This window comes from Mycobacterium sp. NGS58, from assembly GCF_059812385.1.
Map to the genome: position 1 here is coordinate 162,312 of NZ_JCALCO010000003.1, position 19,719 is coordinate 182,030.

At 64.7% G+C, this 19,719-nt stretch carries 17 protein-coding genes, 1 tRNA gene and 1 pseudogene; 12 read left to right on the forward strand and 7 right to left on the reverse strand.

The genetic code is table 11. The annotated features are described in order from the left end of the window. Positions 1-13: 13 nt before the first annotated feature. From AC5Y4H_RS04360 to ku, 3 genes are all read left to right on the forward strand, one after another. Positions 14-1,426 carry a mannitol dehydrogenase family protein gene (locus tag AC5Y4H_RS04360; RefSeq protein WP_499978850.1) on the forward strand — a complete coding sequence of 471 codons (1,413 nt, stop codon included), beginning with the start codon at positions 14-16 and terminating at the stop codon, positions 1,424-1,426. Next, positions 1,423-2,334, forward strand: a complete 912-nt coding sequence (locus tag AC5Y4H_RS04365) for a carbohydrate kinase family protein (RefSeq protein ID WP_499978852.1) — start codon at positions 1,423-1,425, stop codon at positions 2,332-2,334. Before AC5Y4H_RS04360 ends, AC5Y4H_RS04365 begins: the two co-directional genes overlap by 4 nt. A 96-nt stretch (positions 2,335-2,430) precedes the next feature. Next, positions 2,431-3,336: a non-homologous end joining protein Ku gene (ku, locus tag AC5Y4H_RS04370; RefSeq protein ID WP_499978854.1), complete on the forward strand. Its 906-nt coding sequence runs from the start codon at positions 2,431-2,433 to the stop codon at positions 3,334-3,336. Between the two features lie 6 nt (positions 3,337-3,342). Here the strand turns inward: ku and pstA are convergent, their stop codons facing one another. From pstA to pstS (AC5Y4H_RS04390), 4 genes are all read right to left on the reverse strand, one after another. Then, positions 3,343-4,245 (reverse strand): phosphate ABC transporter permease PstA, encoded by a 903-nt coding sequence (gene pstA / locus AC5Y4H_RS04375; RefSeq protein ID WP_499978856.1) that lies wholly within the window; start codon positions 4,243-4,245, stop codon positions 3,343-3,345. A gap of 22 nt (positions 4,246-4,267) precedes the next feature. Next, positions 4,268-5,242, reverse strand: a complete 975-nt coding sequence (gene pstC, locus AC5Y4H_RS04380; protein ID WP_499979174.1) for a phosphate ABC transporter permease subunit PstC — start codon at positions 5,240-5,242, stop codon at positions 4,268-4,270. Positions 5,243-5,272: 30 nt separating this feature from the next. Beyond that, complete coding sequence (pstS, locus tag AC5Y4H_RS04385; RefSeq protein WP_499978858.1) at positions 5,273-6,385, reverse strand: phosphate ABC transporter substrate-binding protein PstS; 1,113 nt, start codon at positions 6,383-6,385, stop codon at positions 5,273-5,275. Positions 6,386-6,637: 252 nt separating this feature from the next. Then, positions 6,638-7,744 carry a phosphate ABC transporter substrate-binding protein PstS gene (gene pstS / locus AC5Y4H_RS04390; protein ID WP_499978860.1) on the reverse strand — a complete coding sequence of 369 codons (1,107 nt, stop codon included), beginning with the start codon at positions 7,742-7,744 and terminating at the stop codon, positions 6,638-6,640. A gap of 245 nt (positions 7,745-7,989) precedes the next feature. Between pstS (AC5Y4H_RS04390) and AC5Y4H_RS04395 the strand changes: the two genes are divergently transcribed. The 7 genes from AC5Y4H_RS04395 (at position 7,990) to AC5Y4H_RS04425 (ending at position 13,834) form a co-directional block, all read left to right on the forward strand. Beyond that, positions 7,990-8,781 carry an SDR family oxidoreductase gene (locus AC5Y4H_RS04395; protein ID WP_499978861.1) on the forward strand — a complete coding sequence of 264 codons (792 nt, stop codon included), beginning with the start codon at positions 7,990-7,992 and terminating at the stop codon, positions 8,779-8,781. 23 nt (positions 8,782-8,804) lie between these two features. Next, entirely contained in the window at positions 8,805-9,881 is a 1,077-nt protein-coding gene (locus AC5Y4H_RS04400) for an NAD(P)H-dependent amine dehydrogenase family protein (protein WP_499978862.1), read from the forward strand. A gap of 73 nt (positions 9,882-9,954) precedes the next feature. Then, positions 9,955-11,205 (forward strand): Nramp family divalent metal transporter, encoded by a 1,251-nt coding sequence (locus AC5Y4H_RS04405; protein ID WP_499978863.1) that lies wholly within the window; start codon positions 9,955-9,957, stop codon positions 11,203-11,205. Next, positions 11,206-12,279 (forward strand): poly-gamma-glutamate hydrolase family protein, encoded by a 1,074-nt coding sequence (locus tag AC5Y4H_RS04410; RefSeq protein WP_499978865.1) that lies wholly within the window; start codon positions 11,206-11,208, stop codon positions 12,277-12,279. A gap of 7 nt (positions 12,280-12,286) precedes the next feature. Continuing rightward, positions 12,287-13,111 carry an LLM class F420-dependent oxidoreductase gene (locus AC5Y4H_RS04415; protein ID WP_499978866.1) on the forward strand — a complete coding sequence of 275 codons (825 nt, stop codon included), beginning with the start codon at positions 12,287-12,289 and terminating at the stop codon, positions 13,109-13,111. A gap of 48 nt (positions 13,112-13,159) precedes the next feature. Then, a tRNA-Arg gene (locus tag AC5Y4H_RS04420) sits at positions 13,160-13,232 on the forward strand. A 272-nt stretch (positions 13,233-13,504) separates the two neighbouring features. Beyond that, positions 13,505-13,834: a hypothetical protein gene (locus tag AC5Y4H_RS04425; protein WP_499978868.1), complete on the forward strand. Its 330-nt coding sequence runs from the start codon at positions 13,505-13,507 to the stop codon at positions 13,832-13,834. Positions 13,835-13,868: 34 nt separating this feature from the next. Here AC5Y4H_RS04425 and AC5Y4H_RS04430 read toward each other — a convergent pair whose 3' ends face one another. After that, a complete protein-coding gene (locus AC5Y4H_RS04430; RefSeq protein ID WP_499978869.1) occupies positions 13,869-14,216 on the reverse strand; it encodes a WhiB family transcriptional regulator in 348 nt (115 codons plus the stop codon). A 717-nt stretch (positions 14,217-14,933) separates the two neighbouring features. Between AC5Y4H_RS04430 and AC5Y4H_RS04435 the strand changes: the two are divergent. Beyond that, positions 14,934-15,680: pseudogene (locus AC5Y4H_RS04435) on the forward strand (class I SAM-dependent methyltransferase); the annotation flags it as partial. A 949-nt stretch (positions 15,681-16,629) separates the two neighbouring features. Then, the gene (locus tag AC5Y4H_RS04440) at positions 16,630-17,403 is read left to right on the forward strand and encodes a DUF4268 domain-containing protein (RefSeq protein WP_499978871.1); all 774 of its coding nucleotides are present in this window, start codon (positions 16,630-16,632) and stop codon (positions 17,401-17,403) included. 7 nt (positions 17,404-17,410) lie between these two features. On the opposite strand, the gene AC5Y4H_RS04445 is transcribed toward AC5Y4H_RS04440, so the two are convergent. Then, complete coding sequence (locus AC5Y4H_RS04445) at positions 17,411-18,220, reverse strand: bestrophin-like domain (RefSeq protein ID WP_499978872.1); 810 nt, start codon at positions 18,218-18,220, stop codon at positions 17,411-17,413. Between the two features lie 124 nt (positions 18,221-18,344). Beyond that, on the reverse strand, positions 18,345-19,715 hold the full coding sequence (locus tag AC5Y4H_RS04450) for a PPE family protein (protein ID WP_499978874.1): 1,371 nt from the start codon (positions 19,713-19,715) through the stop codon (positions 18,345-18,347). Between the last annotated feature and the right edge of the window lie 4 nt (positions 19,716-19,719).

Here is a 19,719-nt window from a genome sequence, read left to right on the forward strand (position 1 = left end):
GAGGAGTTGGCCAATGGAGGCTAGCGGAATCAATCTGAACAACGCGGCGCTCGCGTCGGTGCCGATCGACGCGCCCAACTACGACCGCAGCAGGGTGACCGTCGGGATCGCGCATATCGGCGCGGGTCATTTCCATCGCGCACATCAGGCCGCGTACATCAACCTGCTGATGCAGCAGGGCCTGGCGCACGAGTGGGGCATCTGCGGCGTGGGGGTCATGCCCGCCGACTGGACCATGCGTGACGTGCTCGAGGGTCAGGACGGGCTCTACACGCTGATCCTGGAAAATCCCGACGGCAGTCGGGATGCCCAGGTGATCGGCTCGATCATCGACTACCGTTACGCGCCCGACGATCCCGAGTCGGCGCTGGACGTGCTGGCGGCGGCGACCACCCGGATAATCTCGCTGACCATTACCGAGGGCGGCTATCGTGACCCGGACGGGCCCGCGTTCGCGTTGATCGTCGAGGCGTTGGACCGGCGACGCCGGCGCGGGATCGCCGCGCCGACGATCGTTTCCTGCGACAACATCGAGAACAATGGTGAGGTCGCCAGGCGTACCGTGCTCGCCAGCGCCGAGCGCATAGATCCCGAGTTGGCCGAGTGGGTCTCGGAGCACGCCCGGTTCCCGAGTTCGATGGTCGACCGCATAACTCCGGCAACGACTTTGGAGATGGCCGCGGAGGTGCGGCGCGACTTTGGCGTCAACGACCGGTGGCCGGTGGTGGCGGAGCCGTTCACCGCCTGGGTGATCGAAGACGACTTCGCCGACGGCCGGCCACCGCTCGAACGATCGGGCGTGCTCATGGTGGACGATGTGCGCCCGTACGAGCTGATGAAACTGCGACTGCTCAACGCCGGACACCAGTGCCTCGCCTACTTCGCCCATCTGTGCGGCTTCGAATTCGTCCATGACGCCGCGCGTGATCCGTTGTTCGCCACGTTTTTGCTGTCCTACTTCGACACCGAGGCCATCCCGACGCTCCCGCAGGTACCCGGGATCGAGCTGCATGACTACGGCCGCACGCTGGTCGAGCGGTTCGCCAACCCGGCCGTACGCGACACCGTCGCGCGGCTGTGCGCATACTCGTCGGACCGCATCCCGAAGTGGTTGTTCCCCGTGATCTGCGACAACCTGGCGAACGACGGGCCGGTTCAACTGGCGGCCGCCGTGGTGGCCAGTTGGGCCCGCTATGTCGAGGGCACCGACGAATGGGGTAAGCCCTACGAGGTGTTGGACCAACTGGCGGACTCGCTCATTCCGATCGCCCGGTCGCATCACGAGAATCCCACCGCATTCATCGAGGTCACTGCGGTGTTCTGCGATCTGGCCCACCAGCCCCGCTTCGTCGAGGCGTACCGCTGGGCGCTGGATTCATTGCACAGCAAGGGAGCTCGTGCGACGCTGGCGGCTTTGGTGCAATGACCCGCGGGCTGGTGATCGGTGAGTCGCTGATCGACATCGTCGACGGCGAGGAGCACGTCGGTGGCAGTCCGCTCAACGTTGCCGTCGGACTTGGCCGCCTCGGCCGTGGGGTCGATTTCCTGACTTCGATCGCCGACGACTCGTATGGCCGTCGCATCATCGATTACGTCGAATCCGCAGGGGTGCAACTTGTTTCGGAAAGCCGGGCGGCGGCGGAGCACACGGCGACTGCGCGGTCAACCATCGCCGAAGACGGGTCAGCGGAGTACGTGTTCGATTTGGATTGGCGGCTCTCCGGAACGCCACCGGTTGCCCCGCCGCTCTTCGTCCACACCGGATCGATTGCCGCCGTGCAGGATCCGGGCTGTCTGGCGGTCGCGGCGCTGATCGATACCTATCGCGTCTCGGCCACGGTCACCTTCGATCCCAACGTACGGCCGTCGCTGATCGCCGACCGGGGGCTGGCCATCGCGCGGATCGAGCACCTCATCGAACACTGCGACGTGGTGAAGGTCAGCGAGGAAGATCTGCGCTGGATCGATCCCACGCAGCCGCCCGAGCACGTAGCGCAGACGTGGCTGCGGTTGGGCCCCTCCATCGTGGCGATGACGATGGCCGATCGCGGCGCCATGGCATTCTGCGCAGCGGGGGCCGCCCGGGTGCCGACGCGCGCGGTTCGTGTGGTCGACACCGTCGGCGCCGGCGACTCCTTCATGGCCGGTTTGCTCGACGCGCTATGGGAGTCCGGATCGTTGGGCGGCGATCGGCGCAGCGAATTGCGCGCAATCAGCGTGGATGCGCTGACGACGGCGTTGGAAGCGGCGAGCCTGAATGCTGCGCTCACCATCGCTCGCGCGGGAGCCGACCTGCCGGATCGGGCCGCGCTGGATGCCGCTTCGCGACGTTAGCCGCGTACCGCGACCGTTGGAGTCCGAGGCCGGCAATCGCAGGTCGTAGCCCTGTCGTGCTGTTTTGCCATCGGCCCTACGGGCATACTGACTTGCATGCGCTCCATCTGGAAGGGTTCCATCGCGTTCGGGCTGGTGAATGTCCCGGTCAAGGTGTACAGCGCCACCCAGGACCACGACATCAAGTTCCACCAGGTGCACGCCAAGGACAACGGCCGCATCCGTTACCAACGCGTCTGCGAGGTGGACGGCGAAGCCGTCGAATACCGTGACATCGCGCGGGCCTACGAATCCGACGACGGTCAGATGGTCATCATCACCGACGATGACATCGCCACCTTGCCCGAGGAACGCAGCCGCGAGATCGAAGTGCTGGAGTTCGTTCCGGCCAGCGAGGTGGACCCGATGCTGTTCGACCGCAGCTACTTCCTGGAGCCCGATTCGAAATCATCGAAATCTTATGTGCTGCTTGCCAAGACGCTCGCCGAATCCGATCGGATGGCGATCGTTCACTTCACGCTGCGCAATAAAACTCGGCTGGCCGCGTTGCGCGTCAAGGACTTCGGCAAGCGCGACGTGATGGTGGTGCACACCCTGTTGTGGCCCGACGAGATCCGCGACCCGGACTTCCCCATCCTGGACAAGAAGGTCGAGATCAAGCCGGCCGAACTCAAAATGGCCGGTCAGGTGGTGGAGTCGATGGCCGAAGACTTCAATCCCGACCGCTACCACGACACCTACCAGGAGCAGCTACAGGAGCTGGTCGACGCCAAACTTGAAGGCGGAGAAGCGTTTACAACCGAGGAGCAGCCAAAGGAGCTGGACGAGACCGAAGATGTCTCGGATCTGCTCGCCAAGCTGGAGGCCAGCGTGAAGGCGCGTTCCGGCAACGGCAAGGCACCCGCGAAGAAGGCCGCGGCGAAAAAGGCTCCCGCGAAGAAGGCGGCCGCCAAAAAGGCACCGGCCAAGAAGGCGGCCAAAAAGGCGGCGTCGAGGTCCTGACTCGGGTCAGCGCCTGCGGGTTGCCAGGAAGCGGGTCAGCGCCGCGACGATGTTGATCACGGCGACCATGATGATCAGGGTCAGCGCCGCACCCCAGATCCGCAGGAAACCGGCGTGTTCGGGGTTGGTGAGCTCCGTGTAGATCAGCAGTGGCAGTGACGCCATGTTGCCATGGAAGATGTCGAGGTTGATCGATCGGCTGTAGCCGACGAGCACCAGCACCGGCGCGGTTTCACCGATGACACGCGCGATGGCCAACAGGATTCCGGACACGATGCCGGGCATCGCGATCGGGAAGACGATGCGCACGATCGTCTTCCATTTCGACACACCGAGCGCGTAGCTGGCCTCCCGCAGGTCGTCGGGCACCAGCCTGAGCATCTCCTCGCCCGAGCGCACCACCACCGGCAACATCAGCAGGACCAGGGCCAGTGCCACCGCGAACGAACTCTGCTGAAAGCCGAGGGTGGCTATCCAGAGGCTGAAGACGAACAGCGCCGCCACGATCGAGGGCACCCCGGCGAGCACGTCGACCATGAACGTCGTCAGCCGCACCAAGCGTCCGGTTCCGTATTCCACCAGAAAGACCGCGGTCATCAGGCCCAGCGGCACGGCCATGGCAGCGGCAACCCCCGCTTGCACCAGCGTGCCGTAGAGCGCGTGGTAAATGCCACCGGCGAACTGCTCCGGCAGCACCCCGTGCAGCGAGTGGGTCCACCAGCCCGACCGCGTGACCGCGTACCAGCCCCGTTGGACCACGATCCACAACACCCAGATCAGCGGCACCAGCGCAACGCAGAACGAACCGAGGAAGAAAATCGTCGCGGCGTTGTTGGTGATCCGGCGGCGGAAGCTCAGCGGCCTGAACACCTCGACCTTGACCGGCCGGTCCAGCGCTTCAACGGTCATAAGCGCCACTCCTCGCCGCGCCTCATCCGTTGACCTTGCCGCCGGCGATCGCGCGGGCGAGCGCATTGACGATGAACGTCAAGACGAACAGCGCGAATCCCGCCGAGATGTACGCCCCCGTGGGCAGCGGGGCGCTGAACTCGGCGGCGGCCGAGGCGATCTTCGAGGCGAATGTGTAACCGCCGTCGAACAGCGACCAATTTCCCGGGCGGGCGGCCGAACGCAAAATGATCAGCACCGCCACCGTCTCGCCGAGCGCGCGGCCGAGCCCCAGCATCGAGGCCGCGATCACACCGCTGCGCCCGAACGGCAGCACGGTCATCCGCACCACCTCCCACTTGGTGGCGCCGAGCGCCTGCGCGGCCTCCATCTGGATGTGCGGGGTCTGCCGAAACACCTCCCGCGAGACGGATGTGACGATCGGCAGGATCATCACCGAAAGCACGACGCCGGCGGTGAAGATGGTGCCGCCACCGGCCAACGAGACATTGCCCTGCTTGAACAGGAACAGCCAACCGAAGTGATGGTTGAGAAACGCGGCCACCGGCTCGATCTGGGGCGCGAGCACAAAAATTCCCCACAGCCCGAAGATGATCGACGGCACCGCGGCCAGCAGATCCACCACTGCGCCGAAGGGCCGCGCCAACCGCTTCGGCGCGTACTGGGTGAGGAACACGGCGATACCGACCGCGACGGGGACGGCCAGCACCAGCGCGCTGAGCGAACTGAGCACCGTGACCATGAGCAGGTCACGGATGCCGAAGGCCAGTTTGTGCGGATCGCTGGTGCTGAACTTGGCGCTGGTGAAGAAGTTCGCGTGGTTCACGCGTAACGCCGGGACGGCACGCAGTAACAGGAATACCGCGATCAACAGGATCGCGATCACAATCGTCGAACCCGCAGCGGCGGCCACCAACTTGAACAGCCGATCAGCCCGACGCCCCACGTGTTCACTCAGCGTTGTTAGTGCCGGCTTCTGCGTGGTCGACGGGCTGATTGCGGTTCCTCGTGTCACGACCACCTCAGGCTATGTGATGGTGTTGATCGAAGTAGACAACCTTGACTTGAACGAGTCAGGGATAGGGATGTAGCCGTTGTCGGCCAGCCCGTTCTGCCCTGTACCGATGGTGCTTTGCAGGAACGCCTTCACGGCCGTACCGACCTGCGCGTCGGGATACTTCGAGCAGACGATCTCATAGGTGGCCAACACGATCGGGTAGGAACCGGCCTGGGTGGGCTTGTAAAAGGAGAGCGTGTCCAGCACCAGGTCGTTCCCTTGACCGGCGATCTTGGCCCCAGCAATCGTCTTGCCCACCGAGTCGGCGCTGATCGACACCGCGTCCGGGCCGGCCGAGGTGACGATCTTGGCCATGTTCAGTTTCTGCGCCTGAGCAAACGACCATTCGTTGTAGGTGACGGACCCCTCGGTCGCCTTGATCGCCGCCGAGGTGCCGTCGTTGCCCTTTGCTCCCTCGCCGACGCCGCCCTTGAATGTCTTGCCGGCGCCTTTGCCCCACGCACCGTTGGAAGCGGCATCGAGGTACTTCTGGAAATTGTCGGTGGTGCCGGATTCGTCGTTGCGGAACACGACGTGAATCGGCTCGGCGGCCAACGCGACGCCCGGGTTGAGCGCCTGGATGGCGGGGTCATTCCACGTCGTGATCGCGCCGTTGAAGATTTTGGCGGCCGTGGCGCCGTCCAGGCTCAGTGAACTGAGCCCCGTGACGTTGTAGGTGATCGCGATCGGGCCGAAAACCACTGGGAGATTCAACGCCGGCGATCCGCAACGTTGTTGCGCCGCGGCGTATTCGTTGGCGGCCAGCGGCGAATCGGAACCACCGAAATCCGTTTGTTTGCCGTTGAATTCGCTGATTCCCGCGCCCGAACCGTTAGCGGTGTAATTCAGCGTCTGGCCGGGGCAGGCCTGCTCGAACGCGTTGACGAACCGAGTCATGGCGTTGGCCTGAGCCGTCGAGCCGCTGGCCTTGATCGCCTTCTTCCCTCCGCAGCTCACGTTGCCCGATGAGGCGCCGCTCGTCGCGCTCGCGCCGCTCCCGTTGTTATCGCTTCCGCACGCCGACAACACCAGCGCGCCGGCGCTCAGCACACTCAGCACGGCACCAAATCGGTTGAGGTTCAATTCGCTTCCTTACGGTAGGGATGACGCAGGATCGCCACCGGTCGGTAGCCGCCGCGCCCGACCAGCCCGTCTCGCAGCCACGAAGCTAACAGTAACAAGGTGAACGTTGAGCAAATTGATCGGCGATCAGCGCTGAACGCGATGCCACCGGGCGGCAACGGGGGCGGGAGCAGACTTCACTTTGTTCGGGCGCCCACCGACAGCAAAGACCTCGCCCGGATATACCTCGTAGCGTGGGCGCCGGTTCTCGCATCAAGAAATGGCATTGATGGAATCCGCCAGCCGCGACTTGAATGACGCGGGTACCGGGATATACCCGTTTGCCGCCAGGCCGTTCTGCCCGTCACCAATAGTGCTTTGCAGGAACGCCTTTACCGCCGCACCGACCTGTGGATCGGGATATTTCGAGCACACGATCTCGTAGGTGGCCAACACGATCGGGTAGGAACCCGGCCGGGTCGGCTTGTAGAACGAGAACGTGTCGACGACCAGGTCGTTGCCCCGGCCGGTGAGGGTGGCGCCGGAAATCGTTTTACCGACCGAGTCCGCGCCGATCGCCACCGGGTCCGGGCCGGCCGCGGTGACGATCCTGACCATGTCGAGGCCCCGCGCCGAGGCGAACGACCATTCGTTATAGCCGATCGATCCTTCGGTCGCCTTCACGGCCGACGACGTGCCGCCATTGCCTTCGGCGCCCTCGCCGACGCCGCCGCTGAAAGCCTTTCCGATGCCCCTGTCCCACACACCGTCGGACGCGGAGTCCAGGTACTTCTGGAAATTGTCCGTGGTTCCGGATAGGTCGCTGCGAAAGGTGACGTGGATGGGCTCGGCGGGCAGTGCGACGCCAGGATTCAGCGCCTTGATGGCGGGATCGTTCCAGGCGGCGATCGCGCCCTTGAAGATCTTCGCGGTGGCGGAGCCGTCCAGGATCAGCGAGTGGACGCCCTTGAGGTTGTAGGTGATCGCGATGGGACCGAAAACCACCGGCAGGTTCCAGGCAGCAGAACCGCATCGGGCCTCGGCCGCGAAGTATTCGATCGGGGCCAGCGGCGAGTCCGAGCCCGCGAAATCGGTTTGATTGCCCGTGAATTCGCCGATGCCAGCACCCGAACCGTTGGGGGTGTAGTTCAGCGTCTGGCCGGGGCAAGCCCGTTCGAACGCACCGACGAAGCGGGTCATCGCGTTGGCCTGGGCGGTCGACCCGCCGGCCTTCAGCGCCTTCTTGCCGCCGCAACCGACCTGGCTCGACGGACTCGCCCCGCTTCCCCAGGCTCGGGTGTCATTACTCCCGCATCCAGACAACACCAGCACGCCGACCGTCAGGACACTCAACGCGACACCAAATCTGTTGCGCCTCAAGTTACTTCCTCACGGTGAAGACCAGTCACGATCACCGCCGTTCAGCTAACAGCACCAAGGTTAACGGCGGGCGAATGACGTAACGGCGCGGGCGAGGCCGCAGGGCCCTCGGGCGCATGCCCGCCTCCTCGCGAGCCTCGCACCACGCTCATATGCAAAAGTAGAACGTGTTCCAGAAATGCCCAATCCGAGACGGCGCGGCTTGCTACCGTGTCGGCTGACACCGAAACGAAGAGAGGCCGCCAATGATCCTTGACAGGTTCCGTCTCGACGACAAAGTCGCCGTCATCACCGGTGCAGGCCGCGGCCTCGGGGCGGCCATCGCGCTGGCCTTCGCCGAGGCGGGTGGCGATGTTCTGATCGCCTCACGCACGGAGTCCCAACTAGAAGCCGTCGCCGAACAGGTTCGAGCCGTCGGACGGCGGGCCCACGTCGTGGCCGCCGACCTGGCGCACCCCGAGTCCACAGCGCAGCTGGCCGCCAAGGCGGTCGAGGCGTTCGGAAAACTAGACATCGTCGTCAACAACGTCGGCGGGACAATGCCCAACACGCTGCTGACCACCTCGACGAAGGATCTCAAAGACGCTTTCACCTTCAACGTCGCCACGGCCCACGCGCTGACCCTGGCCGCTGTCCCGTTGATGCTGGAGCACTCCGGCGGCGGCAGCATCATCAACATCACCTCGACCATGGGTCGGCTGGCCGGGCGCGGTTTCGCCGCTTACGGCACCGCCAAGGCCGCCCTGTCCCATTACACCCGGCTGACCGCCCTCGACTTGTGCCCGCGCATTCGTGTCAACGCAATCGCGCCCGGATCGATCCTGACCTCCGCACTTGACGTTGTTGCCTCCAACGACGAGCTGCGTGCACCGATGGAGAAGGCCACCCCGATGCGCCGCCTCGGCGATCCCGTCGACATTGCCGCTGCCGCAGTATATTTGGCGTCTCCCGCCGGGAGCTTCCTCACCGGCAAGACGCTCGAGGTCGACGGTGGTCTGACCTTCCCCAATCTCGACATACCCGTCCCGGACCTGTGACCCCGACCGTCAAGGAGCTAGTCATGCCCATCCCCGTCGTCCAACTGGGCACCGGCAACGTCGGTATCCACGCCCTGCGGGCGCTCATCACCAACCCCGAATTCGAACTGAAAGGTGTCTGGGTGTCCTCGGACGCCAAGGCCGGCAGGGACGCGGCAGAGCTTGCGGGTCTTACGGAGGCGACCGGCGTGGTTGCCAGCACCGACCTGGATGCAGTGCTCGCCACCGGACCGCAATGCGCGGTCTACAACGCTCTGGCCGACAACAGGCTGCCCGAGGCACTGGAGGACTACCGACGCGTCCTGGCGGCGGGGATCAATATCGTCGGCAGCGGCCCGGTCTTCTTGCAGTATCCGTGGCAGGTCATCCCCGAGGAACTCATCAAGCCCTTGGAAGATGCGGCGCGCGAAGGGAATTCGAGCCTCTACGTCAACGGTATCGATCCCGGCTTCGCCAACGACCTGTTGCCTATGGCGCTGGCGGGTACCTGCCAGAGCATTGAGCAAATTCGGTGCATGGAGATCGTCGACTACGCCACATATGACAGCGCCGCGGTCATGTTCGACGTCATGGGCTTCGGCAAGCCGCTGGACGAGCTTCCCATGCTGCTGCAGCCCGGGGTGCTCAGCCTGGCCTGGGGGTCGGTGATCCGCCAACTCGCTGCGGGCCTGGGCATTTCGCTCGACCAGGTCACCCAGGACTACGTTCGCGTACCAGCCCCGGAGGACTTCGACATCGCCTCGGGTCACATCGCCAAGGGCACCGCCGCGGCGCTGCGCTTCGAGGTGTTCGGCATGGTCAACGGCGACCCCGTCGTCGTCCTCGAGCACGTCACCCGGCTGCGCGAGGACTTGTGCCCCGAGTGGCCGCAGCCCGCTCAGGAGGGCGGTTCCTACCGCATCGAGATCACCGGCGAACCGTCCTACGCCATGGATGTCTGCCTGAGTAGCCGAAAGGGCGATCACAACCACGCCGGCCTGGTGGCAACCGCGATGCGCGTGGTCAACGCGATTCCCGCGGTAGTTGCCGCCCAGCCGGGCATCGTGACGACCCTGGATCTGCCGCTGGTCACCGGGAAGGGGCTCTACGTCGGCCGCTGAGGCGCGAGGGCGGGAAACGCGGAGCCCCTGACGGTCGCGCCCGGATGTTCGGTTAACCTCACTTTAATATTCGGTGCAGGGAATCGAGGTCGACACGTTGGGGCAACGCACCCAGGGCTCGCTTAAGGGCAACTGGTACTTGCTGGGGCCCGCGTTCGTCGCCGCGATCGCCTACGTCGACCCGGGAAACGTCGCCGCCAACGTCAGCGCCGGCTCGCAGTACGGGTACTTGTTGCTGTGGGTCATCGTGGTGGCCAATGTGCTTGCGGGCCTCGTGCAGTACTTGTCGGCGAAGCTGGGGCTGGTCACCGGACGTTCCCTGCCCGGCACGATCGGTAAGCGGATGGGACGCCCGGCGCGGTTGATCTACTGGGCCCAGGCCGAACTCGTGGCCGTGGCGACCGATGCGGCCGAAGTCGTCGGCGGGGCAATCGCCTTGCACATCCTCTTCAACTTGCCGCTGCTGGCCGGCGGGCTGATCACCGGCGTGGTGGCCTTGCTGCTGCTGGGGATTCAGGACCGGCGCGGACAGATCATTTTCGAGCGGGTCATCACCGGCCTGCTGCTCGTCATCGCGATCGGTTTCGCGGCGAGCTTCTTCGTCAAGACTGCGCCGCCGGAGGAGATGCTCGGCGGGCTGGTGCCGCGGTTCCACGGCACCGAAAGCGTGCTGCTGGCGGCCGCCATCTTGGGCGCCACCGTGATGCCGCACGCGGTCTACATGCATTCGGGCCTGGTGCTGGACCGGCACGGGCATCCCGCGGAGGGGTCGCATCGGCGCCTGCTGCTGCGCGTCACCCGCTGGGATGTCGTGCTCGCGATGACTGTGGCCGGAACGGTGAACGCGGCGATGCTGCTGATCGCCGCGATCAACCTGCAACACCGCGACGTGAGCGCCTCCATCGAGGGCGCATATACCGCGATTCACAACACGCTGGGCGCGACCATCGCGGTGCTGTTTGCGGTCGGCTTGCTCGCATCGGGTCTGGCGTCGTCGTCGGTGGGTGCCTATGCCGGCGCCATGATCATGCAGGGGTTGCTGCACCGGTCGATTCCGATGCTGGTGCGCCGGGTGATCACCCTGGTGCCCGCCCTGGTGATCCTGGCGGTGGGGTTCGATCCCACCCGCGCGTTGGTGCTGTCGCAGGTGGTGCTGTCGTTCGGAATACCTTTTGCGGTGCTGCCTTTGATCAAGCTGACCAGCGATCGCGAGTTGATGGGTGGCGACGCCAATCACCGCATCACGACGATTGTTGGCTGGGCCGTCGGCGTATTGATTAGTCTGCTTAACGTGGTGCTCATCTGGCTGACGGTGACCGGCTGAATGCCGGCCCGCCGGCACCTCTACTTCGCATACGGGTCGAACCTGTGCGTCCGGCAGATGGCGCAACGCTGTCCCGACGCCGCGCAGCCACGACCGGCGGTATTGGCCGATCACGACTGGCTGATCAATCAGCGCGGCGTGGCCACCGTGGAACCACTCGCGGGCAACCAGGTATACGGGGTGGTTTGGCAGATCTCCGACGGCGACTTGGCGACGTTGGACAGCGCCGAGGGTGTGCCGGTGCGCTATCGGCGCGACGAGATGACCGTGCACACCGACGACGGGCCCGCGTCGGCCTGGGTGTACATCGACCACCGGGTGACGCCGGGCCCGCCCCGGCCGGGTTACCTGCCCAAGATCATCGACGGCGCCACGCAGCACGGGCTGCCGCAACGCTGGCTCGACTTCTTAAGCCGCTGGGATCCCGCTGGATGGCCCAGCCCGAAATCGTCGGCGTCCGGGCCTGGGCCACAGTCACTTTCGGCATTGCTGAGTGAGCCCGGGGTGAACGAGACGAGCCAATTGCGGTCGCGTTTCGGCTTTTTCGCGATCCACGGCGGCGGGCTGGAAGAGATGACCGATGTGATCGCCGAGCGCGCCGCCGAGGCCGCCGGCGCCTCGGTCTATGTGGTGCGCCATCCGGATCGCTACCCGCACCACCTGCCGTCGGCCCTTTTCGATCCGGCCGAGTCGCCGCGGCTCGCCGAATTCCTCGACCATGTCGACGTGGCGGTGTCGCTGCACGGGTATGGCCGCGATGGCCGCAGCACCCAGCTGTTGGCGGGTGGCCGCAATCGGGCATTGGCCGCTCACCTGGCCCGGCACATCCAGCTGACCGGCTATCAGGTGATCACCGATCTCGGCGACATCCCGCCGGAGCTGCGGGGCCTGCACCCGCGCAACCCGGTGAACCTGGTACGCGACGGCGGAACTCAGCTGGAGCTCTCGGCGCGGGTCAGGGGGATCAGCCCCCGCAGTCCGCTGCCGGGCGATGACGGCTTGTCGTCGGTGACCAGCGCGCTGGCCCAGGGACTGGTCGCGGCCGCCCAGAGTTGGTCAGTGTCGGATCGTTGAACGGAGAATGTTGGTGGCCAAGGATTTTCGCTTTGGAATGAGCATGCGGTTCTTCAAGTCGCGAGAGGCGCTGCTCGATAAGGCCAAGCGCGCCGAGGACGCTGGCTTCGACATTCTTTGTGTGCCTGACCATTTGGGTGCTGCGGCACCGTTCCCAACGCTGACCGCGGTCGCGATGGTGACGACGACGCTGCGGCTGAGCATGTACGTGCTGAACTCCGCGTTCTACAAGCCGGCCCTGCTCAGCCGGGACATGCAAGCCCTGGATCTGCTGAGCAACGGCCGCCTGGAAATCGGGCTTGGCACCGGTTATGTCCGTGAAGAATTCGAGGCCGCCGAGATTCCTTATCCCAGCGCAGGCGCCCGGGTCGACTACCTCGAGCACATGACGAAGTACTTGAAGGAACACCATCCGTCGACGCCACTCATCATCGCGGGCAATGGTGATCGGGTGCTGACCATCGCAGCCCGCAACGCCGACATCATCGGGTTGACGGGGTCCAAGGTACGCGACGTCGAGGATCCGTTCGCCGAACGCGTCGAGTTCGTCCGCAATGCGGCGGGAGAACGGTTCGACTCCCTCGAGCTGAACCTGGCGATCACGGCGATGCCACGTGACGGCGAGACCGAGCCCGACCTCAAGCTGACCCGCGCCTACTCGCCCAACCTGTCCGACGAGGAGATCCTGTGCCAACCATCGGTGCTCAGTGGTTCTCCCCGCGAGATCGCCGACACGTTGTCCGCGTACCGCGACAAATACGGCGTGTCGTCCTTCACCGTGCAGGACAACAACCTCGACAACTTCTCCAAGGTGATCGCCGAACTGCGCTGACCGCTGCGGCGATGACCCGCCGGCCTGCCGGTAAGCTCAGGCCGGTCCGCCCCCGTAGCTCAGGGGATAGAGCACGGCTCTCCTAAAGCCGGTGTCGCAGGTTCGAATCCTGCCGGGGGCACAAGCTTGCCGTATGACGTCGGTTGAAGCTGACGGCTCTATTTCGGGGGATGCCTGACAGTGTTTCGGCTGATCCTTGACAGTTGTTTCGGCTGATTCTTGAGACTCCATCAACCGACTCTGAACCGGGGCCAAAATCTGGCGGGCGGAAAACCTGGCATGTGCAAGATCGGCGCAATATCTGCCCGCGCTCGATTAGGTGCGTAATTCTGCGCATCGTGGCAATACCACAACGTTGAAAGAAAGATTGACGAGACGGGAGGACTGCGACGAATGAACCTCGGCATTTCGCGCGTTGGAGAACCCAAGCTGCTGCCCGGGTCGAGGGCCTTCTTCGGATCGATGTTGACGCAAGCGCGGAACGTGTACCAGATCGAGACCACACCGCTTCCCGCGTGGCCGAGAGGCGCCAACTGGCGCCAGCACTTCAAAAAGCAATTTTCCGGCGGCGACCGCTTCCGGGCTGAACATGACGGAGTCGACAAGATCGAGGCAGCATGTTGGCCGGACGATGATCCCCACTTGATCGAAGCGGTAGACGCTGCGATTGAGAAGGCCAACCAGGCAGAGGGAACCGTCCAGTACCCCGGCACGTCTGAATAGAGGCAGTTAAGCCGCTAGACAGCGGGCCTGGCCGTCATCCGACGGAGCGGGCATTGCGGCTTGTCGAAAAATCCACCCACGACACCACTTCGGGATGCTGCTTGAGCAGAGCCCTGCGCTGGCGCTCGGTCATGCCGCCCCATACCCCGAACTCGACCTTGTTATCGAGCGCCTCCGCCCCGCACTCCGTGATCACTGGGCAGCGACGGCAGATTGCCGCAGCCTCGCGTTGTTTTGCCCCCCGCACAAATAGTGCGTCGGGATCCGTTCCCCTACATAGCGCTTTCGCGGCCCAAGCGCGATCGTCTACGGCCACGACGCTCGCCCTATTGTTTGCGGGCACAAGATTTACGGGCCGTGCAACCCGTCTTTCTCCTGACAACGAGCCATTCCTTCGTCCCGGCCGGCCGCAACGAGTTGCCGCCGCCTCCCCTGCTGCTCGGGGTATGCGCCACATCGGCCCGGACGTGTGACTTGACCCACGTCACGTAAGTTATGCGATCCGGTGTCGATTGCGCAAACGATTGTGGCACGCACGTACCTTTCGGGGCGGGCGTTGGGATCAGCGAACGCAGTCGGCGCAGGCTCTGCGCCGTCCGGCTCGGTGGAGGGCGCGGGTTGCTGTGCTCGACAGACGGGGCGGATGGGCCGCCGCACGAGCGGTGGCATCGACCGAGGGGACGACCAACTCACCCCCAGAGATTTCACAAATCCCGTTGTAAGTAACGCCGGGGGCGCATAGGCTCCCCCTCGGCGCATCGGGAACGTCACCAAACGGCACCGTTGGGGGGCACGATGTCACCGCCCCCTTCATCGCAACAGGTATTGAGCGGGAGGGTGCCAGATGACCTTTCCCTATCCCCTGCTCGGTATATTTGCCGCCGTCACCGATTCGGCGAAATACAAACTGCGCCACGGGGGTCCTTCCAGGAACCGAAATAACGAATCCCTACACGAACAACTCGGTGTGTGTGCAGAAAAAACATTTCGCGTACGTGTAGGGTTCAGCTCCGCACGAATCGGGCAATGTCATGAGCTCACGAACGGGGTGCTTGGCTTGGTGTTGAACTTTTTGACCGGTTCAAAACGTGGTGCCAGGATGGCCGCGGAATGTTTCCAAATCGACCGCATGCCGCGCGGCGGGCCGGACGCGTCTTGGCTGGACCGGCGGCTGCAAACGGATCGCCTGGAATATCTCGACCGCGACGATACCGACGACCGCAAACGCAGGGTGGTCCGCTCCCTGGACCGCATGGAGAAGGCTTCCGGTTCGCAGAAGAAGTTCGCGCGCGTCGTGCTCGATGAGGTCGCGGACGTGCCCCACCCCAACATCCTCGAACTCGGTGCGGGCCACGGCGGGTTATCGCGAGCGATCTTGGAGATGCATCCCACCGCCCGAGTGACGGCCACCGACGTCGCTCCCGCATTTGTGGCCACCATCGCCGCAGGCGACCTGGGCAGTCACCCACGGGCGGTGGTTCGGGCGATGGACGCCACCAACATCGACGCGCCCAACGCGCATTACGACCTCGCAGTTTTCGCGTTGTCTTTGCACCACCTGCGGCCCTCCTTGGCTGCCCGGGTGTTCGCCGAAGGCACCCGCGTCGCGAACAAGTTGCTGATCATCGACGTGCCGCGCCCGCCGTCGTTACTGCACATTCTGCGATCGTTGCTGACCTTGCCGTTCGCGCCGATATCGCCGCTACATCACGACGGATTCATCAGCGGGCTGCGCGCCTACAGCCCGTCGGCACTGCGGGTGCTGGCAGGCCACGCCGATTCGGCGATCGCCGTCGAGCTGCGGGGTGGCAGGACATTCAGGCCGCAAATCGTGGTGGCGAGCCGCGTGCCCAGCCATCAATCGATGCCCACCCAGACTCAACTCCGTCGTCCAGAGGGCGCCAAGGGTCAGCCGAAGAAGCGTCGTCCGAAACTTCGCCGGGCGTCATCCGAGGACAAAATGCCGAGCACCACCTGACGTCATACGGCTGACACTTTCCCTTACACAGCGCCTTTCGGGGAAGTACCACTGTCGTATGGTGATCGCGGCCCGTGAGTCACCACTGAGAACCCCACAGCAACCAACGATCAACACCTTCCGAGCTGTGCGATTTTCAAGTCTTCCCGGGTCACCTGGGAATAACCTGCGATTATGAAACGAGAAATCGTTGGGTTAGCAACCATCATGCTAATGTCCGGCGGTTTGGGCGTGGCAGGCTTGGGGCCCGGCGCCGGAACCGCCCATGCATATACCTATGGCCCATTCCAATGGTGCCCAGGACAAGCCATGCCGAATGATCCACCGCGCTCGGATGCAGACCTGGTTTGGGATATGAGTGTCTGCCACACCTACTACTTCGCTTACGACGTGCGGACTCACGCCCCCGCGCACTATTGGGAGGGGCCCAACCTATTCCCAACGCCAATCCCGTCGCCGCCGCCGCAACCTCTACCACCGGATTGCCCGCCGTGGTCACCCATCTTGGCTCCCTCGCGGTGCGGTGGCCTCTGATCGGCAAGCGGGGAGGGACCGGGTTGCGCAAGTTTCGCAATTTCCCGTGTAACCGGCAGGGCAGGCACTTACGCTCGAATCGACGGGTCGGGCAACGTCACCAAGCTTGCATCACGAAAACCCGGAGGTTTGGGCGAGCATGTTGTCCCGCGGCGCATCTGACGACCACGACGACGTTCGGCAGTCACTCGTAGTAGCCGCCTCATGACCGCCCAGTCGATGAGCCGGCCTCGGTACGGATTTGCCGCTAGGTTCCGCCGGCTGGCTTTCGGGTGGTGACGTCATGGATGCGGCGAACTTCTTTTACATTCTGTTCCTCGTTTTCTTTGTCGCTATCGGCGGAATCGTGCTCGGGGCGTTAGTCGTTCAGACGAGGCCCGCGAAGGCGAGGGCCGCCAAGGCGAGGACCCGAGCGGCACGGGCTAGGAAAGCAGCCGCACCGGACGCCGATGTTCGCGCCGGCGGAGTCGAGACCGAGGTGGTTCAGGCCGATGGCTTCACCGTGGCGCCGGACTCCGACACGGTCAGGCAGCCAGCCAGGTTGGGAAGGCAGGGTAAGGCCGCGACGCTGACCGAGCGCTCCAAGCTGTATTGGGACTTCTGGGAGCAGTTCCTCAATCGCGTGGGCACGGAGCACCCCGGCTGGACAAAGCGGACAACACCGACACGCGCCGGGCGATACAACCTCCCCACCGGCACGAGCGCGGTTTCCTACTCCACCGCCTTCACTCACCACGGTCTCGTCGTGCAGCTCTACTTCAGCAGCCCCGACCCCCGCATCAACTTGGGCCGGTTCGAAGCACTCCGTGCGATAAAAGATGAATTCGAGCGGGCCCTGGGCCAGGTGGCCGAGTGGGACGACAAGCCGGGTAAGAAGGCCGCCGCAATCTGCGTGACATCGCGGTTCGACGATGTTGCGGACGTGGATCTTTGGCCCGCAATGCTCGACTGGGTGCTGGATCAGCATGGGCGGTTCAGGCAGGCGGTCGAAGCGGTCGGTGGGCTCGGGAGGCTCACAGCAACGACGCCCTCGTTGCGTTTGGCCGAAGCTGGTTAACTGGGCCTCACGTGGGACGAGGGATACCGTGCTCGTCGCACGGCGTGGTACCTCCGTGATCGATTCGCGCAAGCGTATGACGCATTTCGGTCGGTGCGATGCCGCCACTCTCTTTTGCGTACGGATGGTCGAGAAAAGCGACTACAAGCATGCCCGCGGTCACCATGGCGGTGACGAAACCGATGGGTATCGATTGCACGAAAAGCCCTTCGCGCCGGTCCGCCTGCGCGCACATGTAGACGATAGTGAGTGAAGCGCCGATTGCCAACACGAACCACAGGGAGAGCGGAACCAACGGGGTTGCCTCGGCAAGGCGCTCGCGCCGCCCTTCACGGCGCTGCGCCTGCTCGTCGAACCACTGTGAGTAGGCCGCCTCCTGCCGTGCCCCGTGAGGCTCTGCGCTTCGAAACGCTCCGTGCAACCTGTCAATCCACGACTCCACCCGCTCGCTGGAATGCCCTTCGCTCATCGCGGGCCATTCATCCTCGATTACCGCGCGCCCGTAGCAGATGAGTCCGCCCTGTAGCTGATCACGCGCCGGTGGCTCGAATACCGCAGCGACGGAATGGAGTTCGATAATGGCGATGGCTTCCTGACTCGACGCGTGCCGTGCTCGCTGGTAGCTCTGGAGCGCGAGGAAGATCACGAACGCGAGGATGACCGCGAACATCGTCCCGATAACCGACAGGGTGCCGGCGGAACGAGGTGAGTCGGCGAACCAGCCGCCCATGGGCGCGCGTCGACGGACAAGCAGCTTGACGGTGATCGCCCCGGCGACCACCAGCACGAGGATGAGTGCCGGGAGCCAGGTGCGCACGCCCAACTACTCTAAGCAAGCCGTCGGGTCCGCGGGCTCGCTTACACGAATCGAGTTGCGGTGACAGCGATGTTCCGGCCGCCGAATGAATCGGCCGACCGCAGCGCGGGTCCAGCGGGGTTTGTCATCCCCAGGTGGCCCGGGGCGGTGTGGCCTTGGATGTATCGGCCGAGGACAAGTGCACGGCATGGACGCCCGGCTTCTTGGACAGCTGATCTAACAAGCTTTCCAGATGCGCCTTGTCGGTGTGCCAATGCTGAACCGCCTCAGGAGCCTCCTGCAGTTCTGCGAGTACGGTCTTGAGCTTGTCCGGGGTCTTGTCATTGTCTGGCGAGCGGCGGCCCGGCGCCCGCACGGAGCCTCCGGTAAGCCCCCGGGGCACGGCACCGCCCAGGGCGCCTCCGACCAAGCCCGCCAACGCCATCTCGCTGGAGAAGCCACTCGCGGCCACCGTCACCGTCGGTGCGGCGCCGGTGCTAGTGCACTCCAACACGGTCGCGGCCAGCCTGACGGCGGGACTGGCCACGGCCCAGCTCGGCGGCACCGATAAGGCTCCTGCGAGGCCCGCGCTGCCGACACTCGCCGACACCGCACCGGCCGCGCCCACTGCCTGGGTGCTCGAGCCGAGCGCCGCGAACAGCGGCCCCTCCAGATCGACCGCTGTGTCACTCCAGGTCCGTGCCGTTGCCACCAGGCCCAAGCTGATGCTGAGCAAAGTGTCATTGACCGGCCGGATGCCTTTGGTGACGAATTCGATGTTCGCGGCAATCCTTGCCAACGGCGTGGAATTCAGGTTGTTCAGGAAGGTTGCCAATGACGACGGATCCGCCGCGGGCGCCGCCGCAGGCGATGCGAGGCTTTGCAGGGTTTGCGGAGTCGTCGACATCAACTGCGACAAGGCCGATTGTGCGTTGGCGGGCGCCGCGCCTGCGGCTTGGGCGACCGCGCCTGATTGCCGGACCACACCGGCGGGGTCGGTGGTTTGCGGCGGCTGGTTGAACGGCGACATCCCTGCGGCGGTCGCGGAGGAACCGGCATATCCGTACATGGCGGCCGCGTCCTGCGCCCACATCTGCCCGTACTCCGCCTCGGTGGCCGCGACCGCGGCGGTGTTCTGCCCCAAAATGTTTGTCGCAACCAGTGACGCCAACTGACTGCGATTTTCCGCGACCGCCGGCGGGGGAACGGTCGCCATGAACGCAGCCTCGTAGGCGGCAGCTGCCGCTCGGGCACGGGAGGCCGCCTGCTCGGCTTGCGCGGCGGTGACGCCCATCCATTCCACATACGCCGTCGCCGCAGCCGCCATGGCCGCCGACGACGGCCCCTGCCAACCGCTGGTCAGGTTCGAAATTACCGACCCATAGGCGGCTGCCGCGGAGTGCAACTGGGCGGCCAACCCATCCCATGCCGAGGCCGCGGCCAGCATCGATCCCGAACCCGGCCCGGCAAACATACGACCGGAGTTGAGCTCCGGTGGCAGCGCTCCGAAATCCATTGCT